Raw genomic sequence first — 26,473 nt, forward strand, 5'->3', positions numbered from 1 at the left:
CCATCTATCGGTACACACCGGGAGTCCTGGTGATTCGGCCGCTAGTGTGCGGCACCGGCACCATGGCGCGGCGGTAGGACCGGGCGAGACACCGCCTCGCGTTCGGCCTCGCTGCGCGGGCGGGTGGTCAGGCCGAACACCGGCTCGGTGGTGATCCGGAGCTCACCCATGTCGGTGTCCACCAGCGGGTCGCGCCAGTGGTCCCAGACCGGCGACATGTCCAGTCCGCCCATGTATTTGATGTTCACCCCGTCGGTGTCCGGGTCGGTGTGCAGACGTTCGGCCTCGGAGGCGATCACCTCGGTTCCGGTCCGCTCCTGCGTGCCCGCGGTTTCGCCGACATCGGTCAGCCCGGCCATGATGCGCGTGAACGACTGCTCCGGCGAGTCACCTCGGTAGACCTCGGTGAGCTTGTGCGCGTGCGCGAAGTACTCCTCGGACCCGACGTACTGCTCGTACATGCGCGAGACCAGTGACAGGAACCGCGTGTAGGCACGGCGATAGGTGTACTCGTAGTACGCCAGGGCGTCGGTCTCGCTCATCTCACCGCGCAGCGTGGTCGCGATCGCGGCCGCGGACACCAGCCCGGAATAGGTCGCCAGGTGCACGCCGGTGGACAGCAACGGATCCAGGAAGCAGGCCGCGTCACCGACCAGGACGTAGCCGGGGCCACAGAACCGGTCCGCGACATACGAATAGTCCTGCTCCGCCTTCACTTCGGCGACCTGCTCCGCGCCCTGGAGCATTGCGGTCATCGGCTTGCTGGCCGCGATCGTGTCCAGATAGTAGGACTGCCGTGAGTCGTGGCCGCGTAATTTCTCCGCGGCGAGCTTCGCGGACACCACGTATCCGACGCTGTTGCGGCCGTCGGAGAGTGGGATGTTCCAGAACCAGCCACCCTCCTCGGTGGACGCGACGTTGATCGCGCCCTCGGGGCTATCGGGGTGTAGGTGCGCACCCTTCCAGTACGACCACACCGCGACGTTGCGGAACGCGGGATGCTGACGACGCATGCCGAAGTGCTTGGCCAACAGTCCATCTCGGCCGGTGGCGTCGACGAGGAAGTCGAATTCGAGCGTGCGGACGGTGTCGTCACCTGCCTTGACCCATTCGGCTGCGGTCGGACGCTCACCGTCGAACACGAGGTTGGTGACCCTGGCCTGTTCGATGACCTGCGCGCCCTGCTCGGAGGCGTTGCGCAGCAGCAGGTCGTCGAATGTGGCTCGTTCGACCTGCCAAGACCACGCCTCGGCGTCGACCAGCTTGTCCCAGTCCAGCAGCCAGGTGTCGTGCTGCCATTGGAAGTAGCCGCCCCGCTTGATCTGGAAGCCGTGCGCGGCGACCTTGTCGTAGGCACCCGATATCCGCAGGGTGGACAGGCACGAGGCCAGCAGCGACTCTCCGATGTGGTAGCGCGGGAACGTATCCCGCTCCAGGAGGGTTACCTGCACTCCGGACCGAGCGAGCAGCGCGGCGGCGGTCGAACCCGCCGGACCTCCGCCGACGACCAGAACGTGTGGATTTTCCTTGTTCCCCATAGCAACTCCCTGGAACGTGCGAACAAGATCGTGCGCCGCGTAGTAACGGCAGAATCGAGCCCGGGTCACATGTCGAATGACAGAATCCACAACCTCCGTAGCCGCCTGTTAACTATGTGATGGCGCACGGGTAACTAGCCTAACAGGGGGATCTTGAAATCCTAAGGGGAACAGTAATTTACGTTGTAATTGCAGGTGCACAAACAGTAGCTGAAAAGTAGCTGTTAGGGCATGGAGATATCTGAGGCGGCGGCACGGGAACACCGTGTCGCGACAGTGGTTACCGCATCGTGTTGCGGTGGTCCCGATTTCGGTGAACAGCCCAGAACGAGAGGACGAAAGATGGATCGGAAGAGGTTGCGATCACGGTTGTTTCGTCATGTATCACCTCGCTCTCCGGCCCATCGATAATACGACGTATGTCCGGTTTGCGTGCCGCATAGCTGGGGAATCGCAACCCGCGCACCGTGATCCGTGCTGGTCGGGCGGGTCCGAGCGGAGTGCTTGCGGTGGAACGTGATTGCCTGTGCATCACGCCGAGCAGGGCGTGGCGGCAGTTCGCCAGGAGTCCTGACAAGTCGCGCCACGCCCCAGCGGGTCGGACGCTACTCAGCGCTCGCCTCGATGGTCGGCTCCGTCATCGTCGTCACGGCTCGCCGCGCACCGGCAACATTGCAGCGGTCCAGACCGCACGCGGTCGCGACACCGAGATTTTCCACTCCCGGTCCAGCCGCCGCAGGGATGCGTAGAACGCCGGGTCCTGCGGAGCCGGTTCAGCACCGAACGCACACGCGGCCGGTGTCGACACGCGGGTTATGACCAGTCGTCCTTGTGGTCGGCTACCCACGTGGCGAACGGGAGAGCGGGACGGCCGAGGATGTCCTCGACATTGCTGGTCACCGCGATCGGCCGTGTGATCTCGCGTGCGTATCGAGCCAACAGGGCATCCACGAACGGTTTGGCGAGCCCGTGCGCGATCATGCCCTCGGCGGCCACCCCGGAGGGAACTTCCCGAAAACCCAATGGCCGGTCGAGCGCTTCTCCGATGATGGCGACAAGCTGGTCCATCCGCAGCGCCTCGGGGCCGGTAATCGGGATCGTTCGGCCGAGCAGTGAATCATCGACCATGGCCTGTGCGATCACGCCGGCGACGTCACGCTCGTGGATCAGCGGCTCGGCGAATTCGGCGAACGGACCGAACACCGTGTCGCCGTTGGTAACTTGACCGGACCACATCGAAAGCGTATTCATCGCGAACGAACTCGGCCGCACGCTCACCCACGGCAATCCGCTGTTCACAACCGCGCGTTCGACGTCGGTATTGCGGTCGCCGTTGAACCATGAAGGCTGCAGCGACACCTCGTCGTCGGCGTTGATCGCCGACATCACCACCACGCGTCCGACGCGCTGTTCGGCGGCGTGCGCGAGCAGCCTCGCGAGGTCGTCCTTGGTCGCTCGTGGATGAACGAAAAGAGAGTCGACGCCCTGCAGGACGGAGTCGGGATCGTCGGATGTCACGGCGCGGGCCCCTCGGGGCAGGCTCGCGGTGGGTTGTCGGGTCACCGCCTTGACCTGGGCTCCGCTCGCAAGGAGTGTGTCGATGAGCGGTCGACCGATCACCCCTGTTGCGCCGGTGACGACATACATGGCAGCTCCTTGTCGAGTTGGTCCCGGATCGAGCCGACTGACCCGAACCAGCCTGTCTTTTCGTCAGAGCCGCTGTGCTTCCAGTGCCCAGACGGGCATCAGCATCAGACCGTCATCGGTGAATTCAGGGTGGAAGTTGTACTGTGCGAACTGATTCAACAACTGCACGGGTGGCTTGACGCCCTCCATGTGGCCGGCTCGCAGACCGACGATCGACCAGTCCGGCGCTGTGAAGGTGGTACGCAATTCGTCCTCCGATATGGAATACAGCCCGAACGTTTCGACGCCGGCGGCGAAGTTGGCGCTGAACTGGATCAACCGGCCGCCGGGTTCGAGCACCCGGGTCAGCGCGGCCACATGCGCGCGACGCTGCTCGGGATTCAGGCAGTGAATGAGCTGGCTGCTGACGACTGTGTCGAACCGGCCGTCGTATCCGTCGAGGACGGTTGCGTCGGCGACCTCGAACACGATCGACACCCCTTGCTCCGCCGCCCGGCGGCTTGCCTGGTCGATCGCCGCGGTCGCGATGTCCAACCCGGTTACCCGGTACCCGAGACCGGCCAGGTAGATGGCGGTGTCGCCCGGTCCACAGCCGGCGTCGAGTACCTCACCGGTGATGCTGCCCGCTTTCTCGAACTCCATGAGCAGTGGCTGCGGCCTGCCGATGTCCCAGGGCACCCGGTCGAAGCTCAAGCCCTGGGTGACTGCCTCGCCGCGGTACATCAGGTCGAAGTCGACTCCGGCTGATTCGTTGTTCGATACTGCGTTGCTGTCGGCCATCAGGCCCGGTCCTTTCTCACAAGCGGTCGACGTTCGGCGACCGTGAACAATCCTTCGGATGGGCGAACGTTCACCTCGGACGTTGCGCCGCAGGAGCTATTTCAGTGCTGTCGACCGGGGTTCGGATCGTGGCTTCCGGCGTTCGGCCAGAGCCACGATGATCTCGCGGCGCTGCCTGGTAAGTCTTACTGGTTGGATATTATATGGTTTCCATATATTACCGAAATGCCGTGGTGGTCGCAACTGTGCTGGGCCGTGCGGTGGCAGTCGGTCCTCTGATACGGTACGAAACGTGTCGTTTCGTAATAGTCAGCCCGCGGATCCGGATACCGGTGCGCGTACCGGACGTCCTCGTGATCGGGTGCGCGAGGCCGAGATTCTCGCGTGCGTGCTGGAACTGCTCGGCGAGGTCGGTTTCGAGGCGTTGACGTTCGAGGCGGTCGCACGCCGTGCGCGGGCGTCGAAGGCGACGTTGTACCGGCGCTGGGAGACCAAGCGCGACATGGTCGTCGCCGCGATCAAGGCCGGTCCCGCGGCAGGCAACTCCGCTGACGCGGTGGATACCGGTTCCCTGCGCGGCGACCTGATCGCCCTGTGTGAACGGCTCGACACGACCATGCGTTCGGCGGACGCGCCGATGAGCCTGATGCTGCTGCAAGCGGGTCTGGAAGACCCCGACCTGTGCCACCACATCGAAGAGACGACCGGGCCGACCGGGGCGAAGCTCCCGGCGACGGTGATCGATGCGGCCATCGCCCGGGGCGAGCTGCCGGCGGGCGCGCAACCGTTCCCCTACGAGGAGATCACCGGGTCGGTGCTGCTCGTGCGCAGGCTGAACGGGCTGCCCGCAGGGCCCGAATATCTGGCGCATCTGGTCGACGCCATCCTGATTCCCGCCCTACGAGCGAGTGTGCGTCCCGTCCCGCCGCTGCGGGCCATCTTCTCCTGACCACATATTTCTCCACCCGACTCACGAAAGGTGTGCGCCATGACGGGCACCACGATCGACGATTTCGAATACCGGCAGCTTCCCGGAACAGGCGGTATCCGCCTGAACGTCGCCATCGGCGGGCAGGGCGATCCGATCGTCCTGCTGCACGGCTTCCCGCAGACGCACCTCATGTGGCGGCACGTCGCCCGCGCGCTCGCCGAGCGGTACCTGGTCGTCGTGCCCGATCTGCGCGGCTACGGAGACAGCGACAAACCCGAGGAAACCTCCGCGGACACCTACTCGAAGCGGACGATGGCGCACGACATCGTCGCCGTCGTCCGCGAGATCGGATACGACCGCTTCGGCCTCGTCGGTCACGACCGGGGCGCTCTGGTGGGAGTCCGAGCGGCGCTCGATCACCCGCACACGATCACCCATCTCGGAATCCTGGACGTCCTGCCGACGATGGACACCTGGGACGTGCTGCACGGCGTCGATGCCGCGGTCGCCTGGCATCTGTACCTGATGGCACAACCGAAAGGCTTGCCCGAGCGGATGATCGACGCGGTCGCCGAAGACTTCTTCAGCTCGTTCCTCGATGCCTGGGACCCGAGCGGAACCACCTTCCCGCCCCACGTGCGGCGGCACTACATCGACAGTTCCGCACGCGCTGTGCCGTCCATCGTCGCGGACTACCGGGCAACGGCCGGTATCGACCTCGAGATGGACCGAGCCGACCGGGACTCGGGCGCCCAGCTGGCCATGCCCGTGGGGGTGCTCTCCCAGGACTGGGGTTCGCGGCTGGGGTTCGACGCGTCCGCCCTGTGGCGCCGATGGGCCCCGGCCGCCACATATCAGCCGATCGATGCCGGTCATTTCATGGCGGAGGAAAAGCCCGCCGACGTCACCGCGTTCATCGAGGAATTGATGCAGCGAACGTAGCAATCTCGAGGTTATTTCCGGGGCCTGATGCTGGATGGGCTCGCAGCGGTCACGGCGTTCCTTCCGGACCTGGCGATACGGTCATGGAATCTGCCTATTGAACAGCTGGCCCGGCGGAGCTTCACTGGATGTGAGCGGAGGAGACACGCGAGTGACGGGCCAGCAAACAATCGAATACCCCTCGAATCCTGACCGAGCCCGAATGCGGTGACTCGAAGCCTTCGGACCGACGGCCATGGACCCCCTCCGAGGAAGGTAAGGAATCATGGCAGAAGAAGAGCGAGAACGGCGACTGATTCACCGGATCGATCAGCTGTACGCGACCGACCCCCAATTTCGGGCCGCAGCACCACGATCGGAAGTCACCGACGCCGCACAGAAACCGGGACTGCGGCTGTGGGAAGTGGTGCAGGAGTACCTGAACGGCTACGCCGACCGACCGGCGTTGGGGCAGCGAGCGCGTGAGGTGCGGCTGGACGAGGCCACCGGACGCCGGACCACGACGTTGCTGCCGGGCTTCGACACCATCACCTACGGCGAACTGCGCGACCGTGTCACCGCGCTGGCCAACTCGTGGCGGTCCAGCGGTTTCGAAGCCGGTGACTTCGTTGCCGCACTGGGCTTCACCAGCCTGGACTACGCGCTGATCGACCTGGCCTGCATTCGCCTGGGCGCTGTGTTCGTCCCGTTGCAGACCAGTGCGACGGCCGCCCAGCTGGCGCCGATCGTCGCCGAGACGCAGCCGCGGATCTTCGCGGTCAGCATCGAAGCGGTGGACATCGCGGTCGACCTGGTGCTCGGCGCGCCTTCGATCGAGCGGCTGGTGGTGTTCGACTACCTCAGCGATGACGATGTGCAGCGCGAGCGTTTCGAGTCGGCCACCGCGCGCCTGGCCGACGCAGGTCGCGCACTGGAAGTCGTACCGCTGCTGCGGGAGTTGGATGTCGGGCGCGGACTACCGGAGGCCCCGGCGTTCGTCCCTGCGGCGGGCCAGGACCCGCTGGCCACCCTGATCTACACCTCGGGCAGCACCGGCGCGCCGAAGGGGGCGATGTACACCACCGACCTGGTCGCGCGACTGTGGGTACGCGCACACAGTCCGACGCTCGACATCGGCATCGAGATCCCGGCGATTCACCTGCAGTACATGCCGCTGAGTCACGTGTACGGGCTGGCGTGGCTGATCAGCACACTGTCCTGCGGGGGCATCGGATACTTCGCCGCCAAGAGCGATATGTCCACCCTGTTCGAGGACATCGGGCTGGTGCGTCCCACCGCGTTGAACCTCGTTCCACGGGTGTGCGACATGATCTTTCGGCGTTACCGCAGGGAGCTGGACGAATCCCCGGCCGACGGGCGCAGCCCCGACATCCTCGACGACGCGGTGAAATCCGCACTGCGGCAAGACTTTCTCGGTGGACGCGTGGTGTCGGCGATGTGCGGCAGCGCACCGTTGTCCAAGCAGATGCACGAGTTCATGGAGTCGTTTCTGGATTGTCCGGTCAGCGACGGCTACGGCTCGACCGAGAACGGCGGCGGAATCATGCGCAACGGGGAGATTCTGCGTCCGCCGGTGACCGATTACAAACTCGTCGACGTTCCCGACCTCGGATACTTCACCGCCGACGAGCCGCATCCGCGCGGCGAGTTGTATATGAAATCGACGAGCCTGATTCCCGGCTATTACAAGCATCCCGAGTTGACGGCGAAGATCTTCGACGAGGACGGCTTCTACAAGACCGGCGACATCATGGCCGAGATCGCGCCCGATCACCTGGTCTATCTCGACCGCAGCAACAACGTCATCAAACTGTCGCAGGGCGAGTTCGTCGCGGTGTCCAAACTCGAGGCCGACTACGCCGCCAGCCCGTACATCCGGCAGATATTCGTCTACGGCAACAGCGAACAGTCGTTCCTGCTGGCGGTGGTCGTGCCCAACCGCGACGCGATCGGCGACGGCGACGCACGTACGCTGATCGCCGAATCGGTGCAGCAGATCGCGGCCGAGAATCACCTCAACGGCTATGAGGTCCCGCGCGCGTACCTGCTGGAGTCCGAGCCGTTCAGTCGCGAGAACGGTTTGCTGTCGGGGATCGGCAAGCTGTTGCGCCCGGCGCTGAAGGCGCGCTACGGCGAACAGTTGACCGCGATGTACGCCGATATCGCTGCGGGGCAAGAGGATCGGATCGATCAGCTGCGCGCTGCCGCCCGGGAACTCCCGACGATCGAGACCGTCCGGCGCGCCGCCATCGCGACGCTCGGCTCGCAGGCCACCGAGGCGGGCATGCCGGACGACGCCGAATTCGTCGAGCTCGGCGGCGATTCGCTCTCGGCCTTCTCCTTCGGCTCGCTGCTCGAGCAGATCTATCACATCGACGTCCCGGTGCAGACGATCGTCGGTCCCACCGCGACACTGGCCACCATCGCCGATTACATCGATGGCGAGCGCACGTCGGCCTCGACCCGGCCCACGTTCGCCTCGGTGCACGGTCGCGGCGCCGACGTCGCATACGCGGCCGATCTGACGCTGGATAAATTCATCGACGCGGACACGTTGAATTCCGCGCGCACGCTCCCGGAGCCGACCGATACGGTGACCACCGTCCTGCTCACCGGCGCGAACGGATATCTGGGCCGATTCTTGTGCCTGGAATGGCTCGAACGGCTGGCGCCGATCGGCGGGACACTGATCTGCCTGGCTCGCGGCGCCGATCCGATCGCGGCGCGCCAGCGTATCGAGGCCGCGATCGACAGCGGTGATGCCGCGTTGTCCACTCGCTTCCGTGCTCTGGCCGACAAGCATCTCGAGGTGCTCGTCGGCGATGTGGGCGCGGCCGATCTCGGCCTCGACACCCCCACCTGGAATCGTCTGGCCCGGTCGGTGGACCTGATCGTGCACGCGGCCGCGATGGTCAATCACGTGCTGCCGTACAGCCAGCTGTTCGGCCCGAACGTGGTGGGCACCGCCGAGATCATCAAATTGGCAATCACCCAGCGGCTCAAGCCGATCGACTACATTTCCACGGTCGCGGTGACCGCGCTGCCCGACGGTGGTTTCATCGGCGAAGACGTGGATGTGCGCGCGGCGAGTCCGTCCCGTTCGCTGGACACCTCGTACGCCAGCGGCTATGCGACCAGCAAATGGGCCGGTGAGGTGCTGTTACGCGAGGCGCGCGATCTGTGCGGGCTGCCGGTGGCGGTGTTCCGGTCGGACATGATCTTGGCGCACAGTCGCTATGCCGGTCAGGTCAACGTGACCGATATGTTCACCCGCCTGGTGCTGAGTCTGGTGGCGACCCGGATCGCGCCGCGGTCCTTCTATCAGCTCGACTCGGTCGGCAACCCCCAGCGCGCCCATTACGACGGGCTACCAGCAGATTTCACCGCTGATGCGATCACCACCCTGGGCGGCTTCGTCACCGACGAATACCGCACGTACAACGTGCTCAACACCTACAACGACGGCATCTCCCTGGACACGTTCGTCGACTGGCTCATCGCGGCGGGCAACGAGATCGACCGGATCGACAATTACGACGACTGGCTGTCCAGGTTCGAGGCGGCGCTGAAGGAGCTGCCCGAAGATCAGCGCAAGAACTCCGTACTGCCGCTGCTGAGCGCCTACGCGCGCCCCGCGCCGCCGATGCCGGAAACTCCCATGCCCGCGGAAAAGTTCAGCACCGCAGTGCATTCCGCGATCGGCGGTAGCAAGGATGTGCCACACCTCACCGAACCGTTGATCGACAAGTACGTGACCGATCTACAGCAGTTGGGTCTGCTCGAGTCCGCCTCGGGAGCAGCGGTGGGCTGAGTCCTCCCTGCCGATCACTGGGGCCGTCTCGTCGGACGCAGTCGACTGCGTCCGACGGCCTGGTTTGTGCGTGCCCGACGTGGCCGGGCTGGCCGAAACATTGTGATTGTGGTCATACCATTCTATTGTTGAGGCCGTAATTTCTCGAGCCTGGGCGCGTTACCCCAGGTCAGTAGAGGGAGTCACGTCATGGCATTCGCAACGGTTTCCGACAGGTACACGACGGAGCAGATCGGCGAGTTCTACGCCACCGGGCAATGGGCCCCGGACACCTTCTTCGACTACCTGGAGCGACAGGCCGCGCAGCAGCCCGACCGGATCTTCCTCAGCGACGACACCTCCGACGGGCTCACCTTCGCGCAACTGCGCGACCGCGCTCTGCAACTGGCAGTCGGGTTGCGACGGCGCGGAATCGGTGTGGGCGAACGGGTTTCGGTGCAGGTGCCGAACTGGGCGGAGTTCGCCGTCATCGCGGTCGCGCTCTCACGGATCGGGGCGGTCCTGGTGCCGATCATGCCCATCTACCGCGCCGACGAGGTCGGTTACATCCTGCGCAACGCGGGTGTGCGAATAGCGTTCGCGCCCACGGTGTTCCGGAAGTTCGACTACGCCGCGATGTACCGGGAGCTGCTCGATTCGGTGGATTCCCTGGACGGCGTAGCCATCGTTCGCGCCGGGCAAACTCCGATTCCCGCGCCGATGACCACGTTCGAATCGCTGTTCGTCGATATCGACCCGGCCGCCGCCGCGGCCGAACTGGGCCCCGCCGTCGGCCCGGACGAGCCGTTCGCCGTGGTCTACAGCAGCGGAACGACCTCCCGGCCCAAGGGGTGTATCCACACGTTCAACACTCTCGCGTGCGGATCTCGTCTGCTGGCAAAGGGTTTCGGCTACTCTTCGGCGGACGTCCAGTTCGGGCCGTCGCCGATCACCCACACCACCGGGCTGGTCACCAGCATCATCCTGCCGTTGATCCACGGCGCGGCCTCACACGTCATGGAGGTGTGGGATCCGGTCCGGGGGATCGCGGAGATCGAGAAACACGGCTGCACGGCGGCGGTCACCGCGACGACGTTCCTGCAGATGGTGATGGACGTCTACGACCCGGCGATGCACGACATCGGCAGTATGCGGCTGTGGGGCTCGTCCGGGTCGCCGATCCCGGGCAGCTTCGTGGAGCAGGCGGGCCGATTGTTCCCCCGGTTGCGGGTGCTGAGCCTGTACGGCCGCACCGAGAACGTCACCACCACCATGTGCACCATCCACGACGACCCTCGGCGATCGGTCACCTCCGACGGACGCGTACTGCCGATGCAGTCCGTGCGCATCGTCGACGAGGCTGGTCAGGAGGTACCGCGCGGCCAGGAGGGCGACATCGCCTACCGCGGCGCCATGCACATGCTCGCCTACCTGGACAACCCCGTCGAGACGGCCGCGCTGTTCACCCGCGACGGCTACTCGCGCTCGGGCGATCTGGGGCATTTGGACGCCGACGGATTCGTGCGGGTGACCGGCCGCACCAAGGACATCGTGATCCGCGGTGGCCTCAACATCAGTGTCCGCCAGGTCGAAGACCTGCTCACCGCACATCCCGCGGTCCGCGACGTCGCCGCGGTCGGCATGCCCGACGTGCGCCTGGGCGAGACGGTCTGCTGCTATCTGGTCCCCGCGCCCGGACACGAGCGAATCACGCTGTCCGACATCAAGTCCTACCTACTCGGCGAAGGGCTGGCCATCCAGAAGGTCCCCGAGCGGCTGGAGATCGTGGACGCCCTGCCCACCACCGCCACCGGCAAGGTCCAGAAGCACGTGCTGCGCGCGCGAATCGCCGAGCAGATCGCGCGCGAGAAGGCCCGGCCGAAGGCGGGCTGAGGCCCGAACCACTCCCCGAACGGGGTGGGGAATCCACCCGTCCGGGCAGTGGTATAGGACCAATGATTAGGCCATTCTTGTGTGATCTGGCGCACTCGCTGTGCTTCCCGGCTACTGAGGCGGGCGGCGGTGCGGCAGGTCCTCGAAAGGAGAGGATGGCTGTGCAGAGCAAGCTTCTTCCCGCACTGACGGCGCTGGTCATCTGTGGTTCGGTGGCGGCGTGCGGCGCTCCGGGCAGTGGTGGCGCCGGCGGTTCGGACGCGATCAAGGTGGCGGTGATTCCGCCGTCGAGCGGGGCGCTGGCACAATTCGGCTCCGATGCCGCCGAGGCGTGGAAATTCGCCGTCGACGAGGTGAACGCGGCGGGCGGGATCAACGGCAAGAAGGTGCAGATGATCCGCGCCGACACCGATGCCACCGCCGCGACCACCCTGCGCGCCGCCCGCTCCGCGGTCACCCAGGACGGTGCGAAATTCATCGGGGGAGTGATGACCTCCACCGAGAACGGCGCGCTCAACGCGCAGCTGAAGGGCCTGAACGTGCTGTCGTTCAACAGCCTCGGCAAGGACGACTCGCTGACCGGAAAAGACTGCAACGCCAACGCCTTTCGCGCGGTGCAGTCGACGACCATGGATATGAACGCGCTGGCCGCCACCCTGGCGCAGCTGCCCGGCGACCGCTGGGCCGTGCAGGCCGTGGACTACTCCACCGGCCACACCTCGGCGGACATCTTCCGCGAGGCCGCGCGCAAGGCCGGCAAACAGGTCGTGCTCGAGCAGTTCGCGCCGCTGAACACCACCGAATTCGGCACGTACATCTCCAAACTGGTCGCCAGCAACGCCGATGCCCTGTTCGCGGTCGAATACGGCGCCGACGGAATCGCTTTCGTGAACCAGGCCGAGCAGTTCAAGCTCAACGAGCGGTTCAAGACCGTCCTGGGCTTCAACATGGTCTCCGAACCGCTGTTTCCCGCGCTGGGCGACAAGATCGCCGGGTTCTACAACAACCTCGGGTACGACGTGAACTCGACCGATCCGAAGAACACCGCGTTCGTCCGGGAATGGGCGGACAAGCACGCCGGAGCCAAGCCGTACTACGTCGAAGCCGACAGCTACCTGGCCGCGCAGATGCTGTTCGCGGGAATCCGGAAGGCGGGCACCGATGATCCGGCCGCGGTCCGAAAAGCATTGCAGGATCTGTCCTTCGACAGCATCGTCGGCCCGGTCACGGTGCGCGGCGGTGACCACCAGCTGATCCGTCCGTCCTATGTCGGCAAGGTCGTCGACAACGGCGGTCACCTGGCTTTCGAGAAGGTCGCCGAGGCGCCCGGCGCCGCGATCACTCCGCCGGTGAGTCCGGAGTGCAAGCTGTGAGCGCCCGCCACCGCCGAACACCGCAGCGGAGGCCGTCATGAGTCTCGCGCAGGTGTTGAACGGGATCGCGCTCGGCGCGCTGCTGATGATCCTGAGTTCGGGCCTGGCCATGATCTTCGGGCTGCGCGGGGTCACCAACTTCTCGCACGGCTCGCTCTACATGGCAGGCGCCTATGTCGCTTACAGTGCGGCGCAGCACGTGAACTTCTGGGCGGCACTGATTCTCGCGCCGGTCGTGCTGGCCGTCCTCGGTGTGGTGCTGGAGCTGGCCTTCTTCCGGCGGCTGCAGAACAGGTCGCACATCGAGACCGGATTGGTGACCTTCGGCGTGGCCATGGTGCTGGAACGGGTGATCGTACTGATCTGGGGTGAGCGCACGTTGTCGGTGCAGGCGCCGGCGCTGCTGTCGGGCACCACCTCGATCGCCGGGTTCGAGTATCCGAGCTATCGGTTGTTCATCATCGTGGTCGCGCTGGTGCTGGCCGTCGGCCTGGTGCTGTGGATCCGGTCGAGCCGCACCGGTCTGCACATCCGCGCCGCGAGCCAGGACGTGCAGACCGCGGGCATCCTCGGCATCAATGTCGACCGGGTCAGCCTCATCGTGGTGTGCCTCGGGTGCGCACTGGCCGGACTGTCCGGAGCCCTTGCGGCGCCGTACTTCTCGGTCTATCCGGAAATGGGCGTCAATATCCTGATCACGGTGCTCATCGTCGTGGTCGTCGGCGGGGCCGGCAGTATCGGCGGCGCGATGGTCGCCGGGATGGGACTGGGCATCGTCCAGACCCTCGGCTCGGTCTGGAATCCGAGCCTGTCGGTTCTGGTTCCCTATATCGCGCTGGCGGTCGTGCTGCTGTGGCGGCCGGCCGGGCTGGCCGGAAAGCGAGTCCGCGCATGAACGCCACCATCGTGGCCAAGCAAGAGCCGAAAGCGTTGCACGGCAACCGAATCGGCAGAGCACTGGTCCGCAAACGGATCCCGCGCGGCGCACTCGTTGCCGTGGTCGTGCTCGCCGCCGGGCTCGCCGTGCCCTACATCGTGCTCGACCGCTACTACATCACCCTGCTGTTCGACGGGCTGATCCTGTCGATGCTCGCGCTGTCGATCGGGTTCCTGGCCCGGCATCTCGGCTTGATCAGCCTGGGGCATGTCGCCTTCTTCGGCGGTGCTGCCTACGGTTACGCCATCGCGATCACCCGGTGGCAGATCACCCCGCTCGCCGCTGCCGGATTCGGTCTGCTGGTGGGCACCGTGCTCGCGATAGTGATGGGGGCGTTGGTGGTTCGGGCCACCGGTATGGGTTTCCTGATGCTGACCCTGGCCTTCGGGCAGGCTCTGTACGCGCTGTGCATCCAGCGTTTCGCCATCCCCTACACCGGTGCGTTCGACGGCCTGCAGGCGCCGTTCCCGCCCGGGACGAATTTCCTGGGCCTGAGTGGTTCGGAGGTGATGAACGCGGGCTTGTTCTGGCCGGTGGCGTGGATCGTGTTGGTACTGGTCGTTTTCGGGATGTGGGTGGTGGGCCGCACCTCCTTCGGGACGCTGCTGGAAGGAATCCGGGAGAACGAGGAACGGATGCGATTCTCCGGATTCGACACCTACCGGCCGCGGCTGATCGCCTTCGTGGCATCGGGTTTCGTCGCGGCACTGGCCGGGGTGCTGTTCGCGATCAACGCCGCCTACGTCTCCCCGGAAGTGCTCGGCTTCCTCGAAGCGGGCGATTCGCTGACCGCGACGATCGTGGGCGGTGCGAGCACGCTCGGCGGGCCCGTGCTCGGTGGATTCCTCTACGTCTGGGCGCAGGCGACGTTCAACAGCTCCGGCAATCTGCACCTCTACATCGGCATCGCGCTGATCCTGGTGCTGATGTTCCTGCCCGGCGGCATCGTCGGCAGTGCACAGCGGTTGTGGGGGCGAATGCGCTTGCGCCGGAAGGAGAACGAGAAATGACGTTGTTCGAGGGACGCGGCGTGAGCGTCCGCTACGGTGCGGTCGAGGCGCTCACCGACGTGCACATCGAGCTGGAACCCGGTGTCGTGCACGGGGTCATCGGGCCCAACGGCGCGGGCAAGTCGACCTTCATCGACGCGCTGTCCGGGCGCACCAAGGTCTCGGGCGGGCAGGTGTGGTTCCAGGGCGCCGACATCACCGCGCGGTCGCCCGGCTGGCGGCGGCATCGCGGTGTCGCCCGGTCGTTCCAGCGCACCAGCGTGTTTCCGTCGATGACCGTGCGCGCGCAACTCGAGATGGTGGCCCGGCGGCAGGGCGAATCGGATCTGGACGGGGTGATCGAGGCGCTGGGCCTCGGCCCGGTTCTGGATACGGTCTGCGGCGAAATCGCCTACGGCACACAGCGTTCGGTGGATCTGGCGCTGGCGCTGATCGGTGATCCGAAGGTGGTGCTGCTGGACGAGCCGTGCGCGGGCCTGGTGGCCGACGAATCGGTCCGGATGCTGGCTCACCTGCGGGAACTGTGTCAGCAGCGCGGGGTCGCCGCACTGCTGGTGGAACACGATGTCGACGGCGTCTTCCGCACCTGCGACCGGATCACGGTGCTGAATCTCGGGCAGGTGCTCGCCTCCGGCGCGCCCGCCGACGTCCGCGCGGACCCGGCCGTGGTCCGCGCCTACCTGGGGAGCGCGGCATGAGTACGCTACTGGAATTCGACGGTGTCGGTGCGTCCTATCAGGGTGCGGTGGTGCTGCGGGAGGTGTCCTTCGCGATCGAGGAGGGCGAGACGGTCGGCCTGGTCGGGCGCAACGGAGCGGGCAAAACCACTGCGCTGCTGTCGATTTTCGGTGTGCCCACGGTGACTGGACGGATCAGTATCGACGGCAGGCCGATCGGCCGGCGCGCCTACGATCCGGCCGCGCGCGGGGTCAGCCTGGTGCCGCAGGGCAAACGGATCTTCGGCAATCTGACCGTGGAGGAGAACATCCGCCTCGGCCGGGCCTCGCGCCGCACCGGGCAGTGGACGGTGGAGAAGGTCTTCGAGCTGTTCCCCAATCTGGAGCGCGGCCGCAATCGGCCCGGCACCGCCCTGAGCGGCGGTGAGCAGCAGATGCTGGCCATCGCCAGGGCGCTGCTGGCCGAACCGCGGCTGCTGATGCTCGACGAGCCGACCGAGGGCCTGGCGCCGGTGGTCATCGACGAGCTGACCGAGGCGTTGCGCAGAATCCGCGCCGCGGGCACCGCCCTGCTGCTGGTGGAACAACATATCGGCATGATCAAGCAGACGGCCGAGCGTTTCATCGCCCTGCGCAAGGGCGAGTTGGTGGGCGGCGGCGCGGTGGCGGACCTGGACAAGCGCGAGGTTCAGGAGTTGATCGCACTCTGACCGCGCGGCGCGCCGATGGTCAGGCGCAGGTACAGGGTGGCGGCCTCGGCTCGGTTCTCCACTCGCAGCTTGCGCAGAATGCCTTTCACATGGAACTTCACCGTCTCCCCGGTGATCACCAAGGTGTCGGCGATGCGGGCGTTGGTGGCGCCGGTGGCCAGTAGTGCCAGCACCTCGCGCTCCCGGGCGGTCAGCGACGACAGTTCGTCGTGCTCGGGGCGCGAGGCCGGTGCATCTGTCGAAGTGCCTTCGGACACAATGGAATCCAGCTCGATATCGGCTTCGCCGTACTCGTCGAGCAGGGTCTGCGTGGCGCGCATCGAGTCCCGGAGCAGGTCGCGCCGGCTCGCGAGCCGTTCCACCAGTGCGACGTGTTCGAAGAGTCGATCGAACCGGCCCACGAAGGAGGCCAGTACATCGCGGTCGGTGGCGACGACATCGCGGTCGGCACGATCGGCGTGCAGAAACCCGATCACCCGAGTGCCCGCGGTGAGCGGCACAGCGACATAGGTGGTCAAGCTCGCGGCGGCCATCAGCTCGTGCGGAACCCCCGCGAGCGGGTCGGCGGCGTTGATCAGTGCCGCGCGACCCCGGCGCGCGATATCGGCTTCGGGCATGAGATGCCGGAGCCGGATCTGCGGCGCGGTCCGCAGCCACATCCGGAACCGCTCCTCGGTGTCGCGGGCGACCCTGGCGTACGAGCGCCAGGGCTGCCAGGTCGAGCGATCCACCCGCGACAGCAGTACGCGGTCGAATTCGCAGTAGTCGGCCACGACCGGGCAGACCCGCTCGAGCAGGCCCGCGGTGGTCCGTTCCCGGTGCAGCACGGCGATCGCGGCGTCGAGCTGCTCGATTCGCCGCAATCGCTCGCCGAGGAGGTGGCCGCGGATCTCGTATCGGACATCGGAGATCTGGGCCAGTCCGCGACCGATCGCCACCAGGCGTTGTCCGTCCGGCACGGTGTCCGGGCCGGTGAAGTATTCCCGGAGGCGCTGCTGTGTGGCGGCGAGTTCGGTTTCGATGGATTCCAGGTCCGGCACCGGGCCCGGCGTCCGGCGTCCGGGATCCCCGAGCGCCTCCCGTGCCGAGCGCAGTGCGGAGACCGCTTTCCAGTACAGCTCGACATGTTTCGCCCCGCCGTGGACCGGAGTGTCGCGCCCGTTCACGCGGACGGTCGACCGCGTCGCGCGCCGAAGTCGAACATGGTGCTCGCGATTCGGCGCAACTGGAGTTCGTCGGTGCCCTCGGTGATCCGGTAGCGGCGGTGGTGCCGGTACAGGTGCTCGAACTGCTTGTGGCGGGTGTAGCCGACGCCGCCGTGGATCTGGATGGCGCGGTCCGCGGCCCGGCAGGCCAGTTGGTTGGCACGCATGTTGACCATCGCCACCTTGTCGGTGACGGCTGTCTTGCCCAGCTCGTCCATCATCGCCGCGGTCTTGTACAGCGTGTTGCGGATCAGCTCGGCGTCGGTCTGCAACTCCACCAACTGCCACTGCACGCCCTGGTGCTCGTGCAGCGATTTGCCGAAAACGACGCGCTCCTGGGCATATTCGACACTGCGGTCGATGCAGTACTGCGCCGCGCCGAGCGACGACGCGGCCTGGCGGATGCGGTTCTCGTGCACGAACAGTTGCGCGCAGTCCAGGCCGCGTCCCAGTTCGCCCAGCACCGCCGTGCCCGGCACCCGGACGTCGTCGAGCTGGACCTCGGAATGGTCGCTGGGCATGTTGAACGTCCAGTGGTTGAACGGAATCGAGAATCCCGGCGCGTCGGTGGGCACCAGGAAGGCGGTGATGCCGTCGGCCTTGCCGGTGGTGCCCGAGGTCCGGGCGAACACGACGTCGACGGCGGAGCAGTCGACCAGACTGTTGAAACGCTTGGTGCCGTTGATGATCCAGTCGTCGCCGTCGCGGCGAGCGGTGGTCTCCAGGTAGGTGGCCGCACTGCCGTGGCCGGGTTCGGTGAGCCCGAAGGCGATGTCGATATCGCCGCGGATGAGCGGTTCGAGATAGTGCTCGCGCTGCTCGTCGGTGCCGTACTCGTGCAGGACGAGCGCCAGCGGCAGATTGGCGATCACCGACGCTTCGTCGGCGTGCGGGAAGTGCGCTCCCGAACCGCGGGTCAGCAGGTGTTCGCGGATGACCGCCATCGCGAGGTTGGATCCGTCCTGGCCACCGAGCGCCTTGGGCAGCGGGAAACGGAAGAAGCCCGCCGCGTCCGCGCGTCGGCGGATCTCCAGCAGCAACTCGCGCCACTGCTGCTTGGGGAAACCGTCACGCTCCCAATCGGTGCGCGCGTATTCGCGGCGATGATCGAAATACTGCGGGTACTCGGTCTCGAACGGAGTGATGTCCCGGTCGATGAACGCGTCGAGATCGACGACGAAGCGCTGGACGTCATCGGGGATGGACCAATCCATGAGCGGATTCCTCTCGGGTCGTTGCTGTCGACCGGAAGGTAGGGCCGCAGGCCGTTCCGGGCCCATCCGCCGCCGCGGCGGCACTGTCGATTGCTCCAGTGCCGGTCCGGCATCGGCGTGACGCCCGGCGCGCCGGATGGTTGCCTGCGCTCATGCTGACGTTGAACGGTATCGATGAACTGGTCGCGCGGGTGGGCTCCGAGCTCGGCACCACCGAGTGGCACGAGATCACCCAGGAGCGGATCACCGCCTTCGCCCACGCCACCGACGATTTCGAGGACATCCACCTCGACCCGGAGCGTGGGCGTCAGGCCGGGCTCGGCGGAACCATCGCGCACGGTCTGTACACGCTGTCGCTGGGCCCGAAGTTCCTTTACCAGCTCTACGAGCTGCGCGGTCATTCCCTGGGCCTGAACTACGGATTCGAGAAGGTGCGGTTTCTCAGTCCGGTCAAGACCGGTGCGCGAGTGCGGATGATCGCGACGCTCGTCGAGGCCCGGCCGATCGAGGGCGGGATGCGGTGCACGATCCGTGAGAGGTTCGAGATCGAGGGGGAGTCCACACCGGCGTGCGTCGCCGATTCGATCGTCGCGTACTTCCACTGATCGAGGTTCGACACAATACGCTCGGGTAGTCACTGCCGCGCGGGCAGTGATTGTTGTTCGGCCCCCGCCAGGATGTCCCGGCCGCGTGCGATGACTTCGGCCAGACCGCCCGCGGCCACCTCGAGTGTGGGGTCGGGATCGGGCCGTCTGCGGTTGCGTTTGATCAGCACCGCGAGTGTGGAAGCGGTCTTGTAGAGGCAGTAGGCCAGGAACCAGTCGATGTCGGGCATCGGGGCCGCGCGTACTTCCCGATAGGCCGCGAGCAGAGCCTCGGCACTCGGCATTCCTTGTCCCGCCGCGATATCGGCGTCCGGGCGGGTGGTGCGGAACCGGTGCACCGGGTCGGTGTGCATGAGCAGCCACGCCAGATCGGCGCGCGGATCGCCGATCGACCAGATCTCCCAGTCGATGATCGCGGTGAGTGTGTCCCCTGCGAACAGCATGTTGGCCAGCCGGTAGTCGCCGTGCACCAGCGTCGGCCGCACGGGCCGGGGCATCCGGCGTATCAGTGCGGTGTGCAGATCCGCGTGGCCGGGGGCGATGTCGTCGTCGACAGTGCCGAGCAGTCGCTGCCACCGATCCAGCTCCTCCGCCAGCAGAACGGGCGTCTCGGTGTCCGTGACGAGCGCGGCCGGATCGATGTTCTGCATGCGGGCCAGCGCGCGGGCCGCGGCCACCGCGCGGATGCCGATCTCGGCCGCGGTCGGCGGATTCGCGGCGACGTCCAGCAGCGGTTCGTAGGACTGTCCCGGAACCAGTGTCATCGCGAACAGCGGGGGAGTGTCGAGATCGTTCGGATCGCCGGGATCCTCGAACACGATCTCCGGCACCGGAACTCCCTCGGCCGCACCCAGAGCGCGCAGGATGCGCGCCTGCCGCAGGACGTCCCGATTGCGGACCGGTGTCAGGCCGGGCGGAGCCATCTTGACCACGATCGGCAGATCCGCGTCGCTCGGCCGGTGCAGCAGCGCGCGGTAGGTCAGGCTCGATACCCCGCCGGGCAGCGGTTCCGGGTCCGAGACGTAGGCCCCGGGCCAGCGGCGTCCGGCTTCCGCACTCGCGCGGGCGGTCAGGGATCGCACATCGAAATCTGTCACGATGTCACTGTCGGTCAGCGCGGTCGGCGGGACAAGGACCTGGATCCGACGTGGTGGAGGTATCCACAGTGCCGCCGGATCGTGCTGTTCCAGCACTCGCGGGGCGCGTGGTACAGCTCGCCCATGACAGCGAACCAATCCTCCGGACATACTGTGGCCGAACGCTTCTCACTGGCCGGAAAGGTCGCGGTGGTCACCGGCGCGTCCTCGGGTCTGGGCGTGGCCCACGCGCTGGCCATGGCGCAGGCAGGCGCGGATGTGGTGGTCGTGGCCCGCCGCGCCGAGGCCCTCGCGGCCACTGCCGAAGCGGTGCGCGCGCACAACCCGAACGTGCTCGCGGTCGCGGGTGACGTGACCCGGATCGAGGACTGCGACCGAGTGATCGCCGCCGCGGTGGAACGGTTCGCCCGAGTGGATGTGCTGGTCAACAATGCCGGAACCGGCGGGGAGTACCACGAGGTGGCCGTCGATCCGCCCGAGCACTTCCGCGCGACGGTCGAGGTGAATCTGCACGGGACCTACTGGATGACCCAGGCCGCGGTGCGGGAGATGCCGGCCGGCGGTTCGATCGTCAACATCTCCAGCGTGATGGCGCTGACCACCGCCAAGATGCCCGCGGCCGCCTACAGCGCCAGTAAATCGGCCGTGCTGGGCATGACCAGAGATCTCGCAGCGCAATTGGGCCCCAAGGGAATTCGGGTGAACGCGATCCTGCCGGGCGTCTTCCCGTCCGAGGCCACGGCGCACTACAGCGAGAACTACAAGCGCAAGATCATCGCCGCACGCATCCCGATCGGCCGCATCGGCGACCCGGAAGACGTTGCCGCTGTGGCGGTTTTCCTGGCCAGCGATGCCGCCGCCTACGTCACCGGGGTGAGCCTGCCTGTCGACGGCGGAGTGCTGGTGAACTGACGACCACAGCCCACAGTGCGTGGGTGCGTGGGTGCTCGCAGTCGAGCACCGGGGCACTGTGAGCCTCGTCCGCTGGTCGGCTGCAATGCGCCGCGCACGCGCACTCGCTGGTGGGCAGTCTCGCCGCCCTCGTCCGCACGAAGCCGCTCAACTCGGACACGGTCGGGCAGGGCGCCTCGGTAAACGAGGCGCCCTGAACGCGGACCGTGATCGCCGGTCTACTCGGTATCCCGCACCCGAACGACGACCTTGCCCAGCGCTGAACGCTCCTCGAGGATGCGCAGTGCCCGGGTGCCCTCGGCCAGCGGCAGGACGTCGCCGACTACCGGATCGATGCCTCCGTCCGCGGCGAGTGCTTCGAGTTCGCGGGTCATGCGTTCGGCGACTTCGGGATACCGTGCGACGTACGGCGCGAGCGCGACCCCGACGACGGCCAGATCCCGCAGCAGCAACCGGTTCACCTTGACCGTCGGGATCTCGCCCGCGGTGAATCCGACGACGGCCAGCCTGCCGCCGACGTCCAAGGCCCGTAGCGAATCGGTGAACCGGTCGCCGCCGACCGGATCGACCACGATTCGCACCCCGCGCCCATCGGTCACTTCACGCACCGCTGTGAGCCAGTCCTCGCCGGATCGCAGCACGTGTGCGGCACCGGCCTGCCGAGCCACCTGTTCTTTTTCCGCCGAGGACACCACGGCGAGAACCCGTGCGCCCAGTGCCGCGGCGATCTGCACGGTAGCGGTGCCGACGCCGCCCGCCGCGCCGTGCACAAGGACGGAGTCGCCGGCGGCGAAGTCGGTCCGGTACAACGCGAACCATGCGGTGGAATAGTTGAGGATCAGCGCCGCGCCGCGCTCGAAATCCATTGTCGGCGGCAGTTTCACCGTGTACTGCTCCAAGCCGAGCGCCTGTTCGGCCATACCGCCCCAGATCGTGAGGCTCGATACGCGGTCACCGGGAGCCAAATGTGAATCGGCGGGCGCTTCGAGCACGATGCCCGCTACTTCGCCGCCCGGGGCGTAAGGCGTGGGGACCGCGTGCTGATACTGCCCGCGGGTCTGCAGGAGATCGGGGAACGAGACTCCGGTCGCGTGCACCTCGATCAGCAGCCGCCGCCCGCCCGACCAGTCGTGTGCGCCGGTGGGTTCGGGCAGTGTCCCGATTCGACCGGCGTCGGGGCCGGAGGTCTCGTGTAATACGAACGCGCGCATCAGCGTTGGGCTCCGTGCGTCTTGACCACCGAGGAGGTGACCGTCCGGGTGTTGAGTGCGTCGCCGCAGTCGACGGTGAGGAACTGCCCGGTGACGCTGCGGGCGCGCGGGTTGGCCAGGAACGCGACCGCATCGGCGATATCGGCAGGGTCCACGAAACCGTTGGGCAGCGAATCGAGCCAGGCGTCCTGGATGTCGCGAGGCATCGACAGGATGCCCGAGCTCGCGGTCATTCCGGGAAGTACGGCATTGGCGGTGATGCCGCGCGAAACGTTCTCCGCCGCAACGGTTCGCACCATGCCCAGCAGTCCCGCTTTGGAGGCGCTGTAGGAGACCTGTGCGGGCATGCCCGTCAGGGACGAGGTGCTGGCGATGATGACGATCCGGCCGAATTCGCGCTCGCGCATACCGGCCAGGCAGGGTTGCAGGACGCGGAAGGTTCCGGTCAGGTTGATGTCCATGTCCCGCTGCCACCTCTCCAGCGGCATGGTGTGCGCTGCACCGAAAGTTGTCGTGATTCCCGCATTTCCGATGTAGACGTCGATATCGGAGAGATCGGGTAGCTCGTCGTGGGCGATGTCGAGGCAGTAGGTGCAGCCCGGTTCGCGGTCGAGCGTGACCACCTCGATGCCGTCGGATTCGAGCCGGTCGGCGATGGCGCGGCCGATCCCGCCTTCCCGACCGGCTCCGGTGACCAGTGCCTTGAGTTGTCTCACGCGGTTCTCCGTTCCTCCGTGCTCGCCGCGGCTGCCAGGAGGCCGTCGGCCGGGCGATCTGTTGCGTAGCCGGTGTGCGCGCTCGTCACGGCGGCGCGCGGCTGTGCGCCGGCGGTGCTACCGCGCAGTCGCTGCACGAGCAACGCGGTGTGCACGCTGAGTTGGTCGGCGGGGTGACCGGCGACGTCGAGTCCGGTCATGGTGTGTACCTTGGCCAGTCGCAGTCGCACCGTGTTCTCGTGCACGCCCAGTTCGGCGGCGGTGCCCCGGATACTGCGACCGTTGCCGAACCAGTAGTCGAGTGTGCGGAGCAGTTCGGGGCCGGCGGCCTCGTCGCGCAGCAGCGGGCCGAGGGTGTCCTCGACGAATTGGTGGATCGCCCCGACCTGCCCGTTCGCCAGGAACAGCCGGGCCGGGCCGAGATCGTCGACCGCGAGGATGCGGTGCCGGTCGTGCTCGCTGAACCGATCGATGCACTGCGCCACTTCCCGCGCCTCGCGGTAGGCCCGCGCCAGCGCCGACGGTTCGCACACGCCGGACACCCCGGCGATCAGTCCGGGATCGATGCGCAATTCCGTGGCGGCCTGGGCCAGAGCAGTTTTCACCCGAGTCAGGGTGGCCGCCGGGGGAGTCGCGTCCTGGGCCTCCACCAGCAGCAGGATCCCCTCGGACCCGCGGGTGGAGAGCACCTCGGCGTCGAGCAGGTGCTCCATCCGTTGCGCCAGTTCGCGTTCCGGATCTCCGGTGTCCGTGTGGTGACGCAGGACGTAGACCAGTGCCCGCCGGGCTCGGGTATTGACGCCGAGGTATTCGCCGCTGGCGGCCAGATCCTCGGCCGCGCCGGAGCCGCGCACCAGTTGCCGGGTGAGCGAGGAGCGCGCGTTCCACGCCACCCGCGCGATCCGGTGCTGCACCAGGAACTGCGTGCCCAGCCGTCTGGCGGTGCGGGTGAGGATGTGCTGGTCGAGGTCGGCGAAACCGGCCGGATACTCGTCCAGGACGAGCCAACCGAAATGGCTGTCGCGTTCGACTATGGGCGCCAACAACTTTCGCCTGGTCAGTGTGCTGTTCGGCCCGGTGGGAACCATGGTGGGGACACCTCGGCGCGGATGTGCCGGGCCGTGTGCGCGCAGGATCGCGGCCGGATCGGGGAGTGCGACTCGCGTGCTGTAACCCGCCGCGGTCACCACCCGGCCGCGAGAATCGCACAGCAGCACGGGTTTTCCGCTGATCTGCGCGCAGAGCCGCACCAGGGCCGCCATCGTGTCGGTGGCGCCGTCGGCGGCGTCCAAGCGGTGCTCCGCCTCGATTCTGGCCGTGGCCAGACGGCAGGCGTGCTCGAGTTCGTCGTGACGGTGTCGGGCGGCCACCGACTCCAGCACCGCGTCGACAGCGGAGTCGAGGAACTCGATCGGAATTCGGGCGGCCGCCGGTGCGGGGTGCTCGCTGCCGGGAAGAGGGTCGATGAGGGCAAGGACGCGGACCTCACCGGCGTCGCGGACCGGTTGCGGTGCAGCGGAATTCGAGGCCAGCAGCAGGAGCGTCACCGCAGTCGAACCGATTCCGGCCAGTGCGGTGTCGGACAGTTGCGCGACGGGGAAGGGCACCGGGCGGGCCGCGGCCTGGGCGAGCCGGACCAGCGGGTCGTCGCGGCGCACGGGGACGATACCGGCGCGCGCGATGGAGCCGTCGGCCGCGGTGGCGGACGTCGCGAGCAGAATCCGTGCTGCACGGAACCCGGTCGCGGCGGCTGTGCGCGTGAGCAATTCGGCAAGCATGCGGGCTGCTGCCGGAAGTGTGGCGGCGCTCATCGAAGGCTCCGGTTCAGCCGAGCGAATCGAGCAGCAGTGCGCGGACCTGTGCGACGAATTCCACGGCGGCCTCGTGCGAGCGTGCCGCCGGAATCAGGGTAATGGTGTCCGCGCCGGCCTCGACGTAGCTCGACAGCCATTCGGCGACCTGTTCGGGTGTGCCCGCCGGGGCCAGATGACGGAACTTGTCCCGGGGCAGTCGGTACAGCGCCTGCATCTGCTCGCCGACGAGTCGATCGGCCGTTGCCGGATCCTCGTCGAGCCCGCACCAGACATTCACCCCGAAAGTGTGTGGCGCCCTGCCCCGTTCGGCCGCGGCGGCGAGGATTTTCTCCCGCGTCCGCGCGAACCTGCTGGCGGTGGCGAAGATGGCCAGCCAGCCGTCACCGTGCGCGGCGGTGCGCTCGATCGCCGCCTCGCCACGCCCGCCGATGATGATCGGGACGGCGGGGTCCGGCGCGGGCAGGATCCGGGCGCGATCGAGGGCGAAGAATTCCCCGCTGTGCGTCACCTCGTCCCCGGACAGCAGCGCGCGCAGCAGGGTGAGTGTCTCGTCCATTCGGCGGCCGCGAGTGCGCGGCTCGACGCCCGAATTCGTTATCTCCGAACGGTCTTCGCCGCCGACGCCCACCCCCAGCACCAGCCGCCCCGGCGCGAGTTGTGCGAGGGTCGCGATCTGGCGGGCCGCGAGCATGGGATGCCGCAACCCGAGCAGATAGACGCCGATGACCACCGAGATCGTGTCGTGCGTGGACAGCACCGAGGTCGCCGAGACCATGCCGTCGAATCCGGTTCCGCCGTGAAAACTGATGTGATCGCCGACGGTGATGTGATCCAGACCCGCGCCGGCGGCCGCGTCCAGTAGTGCCCGGCGTGCCTTCGGGTCCGCGACGAGCAGTGCGTCGGTTGCCGACAGGCCGATACGAAGCGACACCGTTGCCTCCTTCGAACTCATATGGACTGACCATATGGCCAAAAACGGTCCGGTGGCAAGGGGGTGGCGAACGGGCCGTTCGCGACTCCTGATTGGCATGCTTGACGGAATGGACTGACCATTCTACAGTGTGCGACTGTGACGCACCCCACTTGCTATCGGCGCTACAGCGGCAGCATCGCCGATGATGCCCGGCTACGCGAGGATCCCGGCCACCGGGACGTGGCGCCGGTCGGTGACGGCCCGGCCTAGCCTGTGGAGCAGATGATCGTCAACGAGAAGCTGCGTGAGGTCGGGATATCCGACCGCGTCGACTACACCGTCGAGGGAGTTGGCAAGTGACCGTTGCCCATGGCCTGCGGCCGAATTAGCAGAGAGAGCCGATCGCCGTCGGCCGATCGGAATGATTCATATAAACCCTGAGCCGGTTTTCGATGCGAAATCGTCGGAGTATCGCCGCATTTCCGTCCCTGATCGACCATTCGAGTCGCGCCGCCCGCGATCGTCATCGATACGGGCAGTGTGAGCGTCGAAATTCGG

21 protein-coding genes are annotated in these 26,473 nt (G+C 66.8%); 11 read left to right on the forward strand and 10 right to left on the reverse strand.

Annotated features, from left to right (window positions below; translation table 11 throughout):
* Positions 1–41: 41 nt before the first annotated feature.
* From qhpG to K7711_RS12435, 3 genes are all read right to left on the reverse strand, one after another.
* Complete coding sequence (qhpG, locus tag K7711_RS12425) at positions 42–1,538, reverse strand: flavin-dependent monooxygenase QhpG (protein ID WP_222968748.1); 1,497 nt, start codon at positions 1,536–1,538, stop codon at positions 42–44.
* An 813-nt stretch (positions 1,539–2,351) separates the two neighbouring features.
* Entirely contained in the window at positions 2,352–3,185 is an 834-nt protein-coding gene (locus K7711_RS12430) for an SDR family oxidoreductase (RefSeq protein WP_222968750.1), read from the reverse strand.
* Positions 3,186–3,248: 63 nt separating this feature from the next.
* On the reverse strand, positions 3,249–3,965 hold the full coding sequence (locus K7711_RS12435) for a class I SAM-dependent methyltransferase (RefSeq protein ID WP_222968752.1): 717 nt from the start codon (positions 3,963–3,965) through the stop codon (positions 3,249–3,251).
* Positions 3,966–4,257: 292 nt separating this feature from the next.
* Between K7711_RS12435 and K7711_RS12440 the strand changes: the two genes are divergently transcribed.
* The 9 genes from K7711_RS12440 to K7711_RS12480 all read left to right on the forward strand — a co-directional run bounded on the left by K7711_RS12440 (position 4,258) and on the right by K7711_RS12480 (position 16,228).
* On the forward strand, positions 4,258–4,914 hold the full coding sequence (locus K7711_RS12440) for a TetR/AcrR family transcriptional regulator (protein ID WP_308014663.1): 657 nt from the start codon (positions 4,258–4,260) through the stop codon (positions 4,912–4,914).
* 39 nt (positions 4,915–4,953) lie between these two features.
* Entirely contained in the window at positions 4,954–5,838 is an 885-nt protein-coding gene (locus tag K7711_RS12445; RefSeq protein WP_222968755.1) for an alpha/beta fold hydrolase, read from the forward strand.
* Between the two features lie 265 nt (positions 5,839–6,103).
* Positions 6,104–9,649: a carboxylic acid reductase gene (gene car / locus K7711_RS12450; RefSeq protein WP_222968757.1), complete on the forward strand. Its 3,546-nt coding sequence runs from the start codon at positions 6,104–6,106 to the stop codon at positions 9,647–9,649.
* Between the two features lie 189 nt (positions 9,650–9,838).
* Positions 9,839–11,521, forward strand: a complete 1,683-nt coding sequence (locus tag K7711_RS12455; protein ID WP_222968759.1) for an AMP-binding protein — start codon at positions 9,839–9,841, stop codon at positions 11,519–11,521.
* 161 nt (positions 11,522–11,682) lie between these two features.
* A complete protein-coding gene (locus K7711_RS12460; protein ID WP_222968761.1) occupies positions 11,683–12,894 on the forward strand; it encodes an ABC transporter substrate-binding protein in 1,212 nt (403 codons plus the stop codon).
* Between the two features lie 37 nt (positions 12,895–12,931).
* Positions 12,932–13,789, forward strand: coding sequence for a branched-chain amino acid ABC transporter permease (locus tag K7711_RS12465; protein WP_222968764.1), 858 nt, complete (start codon positions 12,932–12,934; stop codon positions 13,787–13,789).
* On the forward strand, positions 13,786–14,841 hold the full coding sequence (locus tag K7711_RS12470) for a branched-chain amino acid ABC transporter permease (RefSeq protein ID WP_222968766.1): 1,056 nt from the start codon (positions 13,786–13,788) through the stop codon (positions 14,839–14,841). The genes K7711_RS12465 and K7711_RS12470 overlap by 4 nt, the downstream gene beginning before the upstream one ends.
* Positions 14,838–15,539, forward strand: coding sequence for an ABC transporter ATP-binding protein (locus tag K7711_RS12475; RefSeq protein ID WP_222969348.1), 702 nt, complete (start codon positions 14,838–14,840; stop codon positions 15,537–15,539). Before K7711_RS12470 ends, K7711_RS12475 begins: the two co-directional genes overlap by 4 nt.
* Positions 15,536–16,228: an ABC transporter ATP-binding protein gene (locus K7711_RS12480; protein ID WP_222968768.1), complete on the forward strand. Its 693-nt coding sequence runs from the start codon at positions 15,536–15,538 to the stop codon at positions 16,226–16,228. The genes K7711_RS12475 and K7711_RS12480 overlap by 4 nt, the downstream gene beginning before the upstream one ends.
* Here K7711_RS12480 and K7711_RS48905 read toward each other — a convergent pair.
* Both K7711_RS48905 and K7711_RS12490 read right to left on the reverse strand, forming a co-directional pair.
* Positions 16,207–17,394 (reverse strand): helix-turn-helix transcriptional regulator, encoded by a 1,188-nt coding sequence (locus K7711_RS48905; protein WP_222968770.1) that lies wholly within the window; start codon positions 17,392–17,394, stop codon positions 16,207–16,209. The genes K7711_RS12480 and K7711_RS48905 overlap by 22 nt on opposite strands.
* Positions 17,391–18,647, reverse strand: a complete 1,257-nt coding sequence (locus tag K7711_RS12490) for an acyl-CoA dehydrogenase family protein (protein ID WP_222968772.1) — start codon at positions 18,645–18,647, stop codon at positions 17,391–17,393. The genes K7711_RS48905 and K7711_RS12490 overlap by 4 nt, the downstream gene beginning before the upstream one ends.
* Positions 18,648–18,799: 152 nt before the next feature.
* On the opposite strand from K7711_RS12490, the gene K7711_RS12495 reads away from it, so the two are divergent.
* Positions 18,800–19,252 (forward strand): MaoC family dehydratase, encoded by a 453-nt coding sequence (locus tag K7711_RS12495; RefSeq protein ID WP_222968774.1) that lies wholly within the window; start codon positions 18,800–18,802, stop codon positions 19,250–19,252.
* Positions 19,253–19,281: 29 nt separating this feature from the next.
* Here K7711_RS12495 and K7711_RS12500 read toward each other — a convergent pair whose 3' ends face one another.
* Positions 19,282–20,349 (reverse strand): phosphotransferase family protein, encoded by a 1,068-nt coding sequence (locus tag K7711_RS12500; RefSeq protein ID WP_222968776.1) that lies wholly within the window; start codon positions 20,347–20,349, stop codon positions 19,282–19,284.
* Positions 20,350–20,472: 123 nt separating this feature from the next.
* On the opposite strand from K7711_RS12500, the gene K7711_RS12505 reads away from it, so the two are divergent.
* Complete coding sequence (locus tag K7711_RS12505) at positions 20,473–21,261, forward strand: SDR family NAD(P)-dependent oxidoreductase (RefSeq protein WP_222968779.1); 789 nt, start codon at positions 20,473–20,475, stop codon at positions 21,259–21,261.
* Between the two features lie 218 nt (positions 21,262–21,479).
* Here the strand turns inward: K7711_RS12505 and K7711_RS12510 are convergent, their stop codons facing one another.
* The 4 genes from K7711_RS12510 to K7711_RS12525 are packed head-to-tail and all read right to left on the reverse strand — an operon-like array spanning position 21,480 to position 25,954.
* Complete coding sequence (locus tag K7711_RS12510) at positions 21,480–22,472, reverse strand: NADPH:quinone oxidoreductase family protein (protein WP_222968781.1); 993 nt, start codon at positions 22,470–22,472, stop codon at positions 21,480–21,482.
* Positions 22,472–23,188: an SDR family oxidoreductase gene (locus K7711_RS12515; RefSeq protein WP_222968783.1), complete on the reverse strand. Its 717-nt coding sequence runs from the start codon at positions 23,186–23,188 to the stop codon at positions 22,472–22,474. Before K7711_RS12515 ends, K7711_RS12510 begins: the two co-directional genes overlap by 1 nt.
* Positions 23,185–24,999 carry a PucR family transcriptional regulator gene (locus K7711_RS12520; RefSeq protein ID WP_222968785.1) on the reverse strand — a complete coding sequence of 605 codons (1,815 nt, stop codon included), beginning with the start codon at positions 24,997–24,999 and terminating at the stop codon, positions 23,185–23,187. The genes K7711_RS12515 and K7711_RS12520 overlap by 4 nt, the downstream gene beginning before the upstream one ends.
* 13 nt (positions 25,000–25,012) lie before the next feature.
* Positions 25,013–25,954, reverse strand: a complete 942-nt coding sequence (locus tag K7711_RS12525) for an LLM class flavin-dependent oxidoreductase (RefSeq protein ID WP_235747023.1) — start codon at positions 25,952–25,954, stop codon at positions 25,013–25,015.
* Between the last annotated feature and the right edge of the window lie 519 nt (positions 25,955–26,473).

The sequence above is a fragment of the Nocardia coffeae genome (genome assembly GCF_019890715.1).
Taxonomy (GTDB): Bacteria; Actinomycetota; Actinomycetes; order Mycobacteriales; family Mycobacteriaceae; genus Nocardia; species Nocardia jiangxiensis.

Coding starts and splice junctions, on each gene's coding strand:
- qhpG (WP_222968748.1), bottom strand. CDS start 1,538: ATGGGGAACAAGGAAAATCCACACGTTCTGGTCGTCGGCGGAGGTCCG.
- K7711_RS12430 (WP_222968750.1), bottom strand. CDS start 3,185: ATGTATGTCGTCACCGGCGCAACAGGGGTGATCGGTCGACCGCTCATC.
- K7711_RS12435 (WP_222968752.1), bottom strand. CDS start 3,965: ATGGCCGACAGCAACGCAGTATCGAACAACGAATCAGCCGGAGTCGAC.
- K7711_RS12445 (WP_222968755.1), top strand. CDS start 4,954: ATGACGGGCACCACGATCGACGATTTCGAATACCGGCAGCTTCCCGGA.
- car (WP_222968757.1), top strand. CDS start 6,104: ATGGCAGAAGAAGAGCGAGAACGGCGACTGATTCACCGGATCGATCAG.
- K7711_RS12455 (WP_222968759.1), top strand. CDS start 9,839: ATGGCATTCGCAACGGTTTCCGACAGGTACACGACGGAGCAGATCGGC.
- K7711_RS12465 (WP_222968764.1), top strand. CDS start 12,932: ATGAGTCTCGCGCAGGTGTTGAACGGGATCGCGCTCGGCGCGCTGCTG.
- K7711_RS12470 (WP_222968766.1), top strand. CDS start 13,786: ATGAACGCCACCATCGTGGCCAAGCAAGAGCCGAAAGCGTTGCACGGC.
- K7711_RS12475 (WP_222969348.1), top strand. CDS start 14,838: ATGACGTTGTTCGAGGGACGCGGCGTGAGCGTCCGCTACGGTGCGGTC.
- K7711_RS12480 (WP_222968768.1), top strand. CDS start 15,536: ATGAGTACGCTACTGGAATTCGACGGTGTCGGTGCGTCCTATCAGGGT.
- K7711_RS12490 (WP_222968772.1), bottom strand. CDS start 18,647: ATGGATTGGTCCATCCCCGATGACGTCCAGCGCTTCGTCGTCGATCTC.
- K7711_RS12495 (WP_222968774.1), top strand. CDS start 18,800: ATGCTGACGTTGAACGGTATCGATGAACTGGTCGCGCGGGTGGGCTCC.
- K7711_RS12505 (WP_222968779.1), top strand. CDS start 20,473: ATGACAGCGAACCAATCCTCCGGACATACTGTGGCCGAACGCTTCTCA.
- K7711_RS12510 (WP_222968781.1), bottom strand. CDS start 22,472: ATGCGCGCGTTCGTATTACACGAGACCTCCGGCCCCGACGCCGGTCGA.
- K7711_RS12520 (WP_222968785.1), bottom strand. CDS start 24,999: ATGAGCGCCGCCACACTTCCGGCAGCAGCCCGCATGCTTGCCGAATTG.
- K7711_RS12525 (WP_235747023.1), bottom strand. CDS start 25,954: ATGAGTTCGAAGGAGGCAACGGTGTCGCTTCGTATCGGCCTGTCGGCA.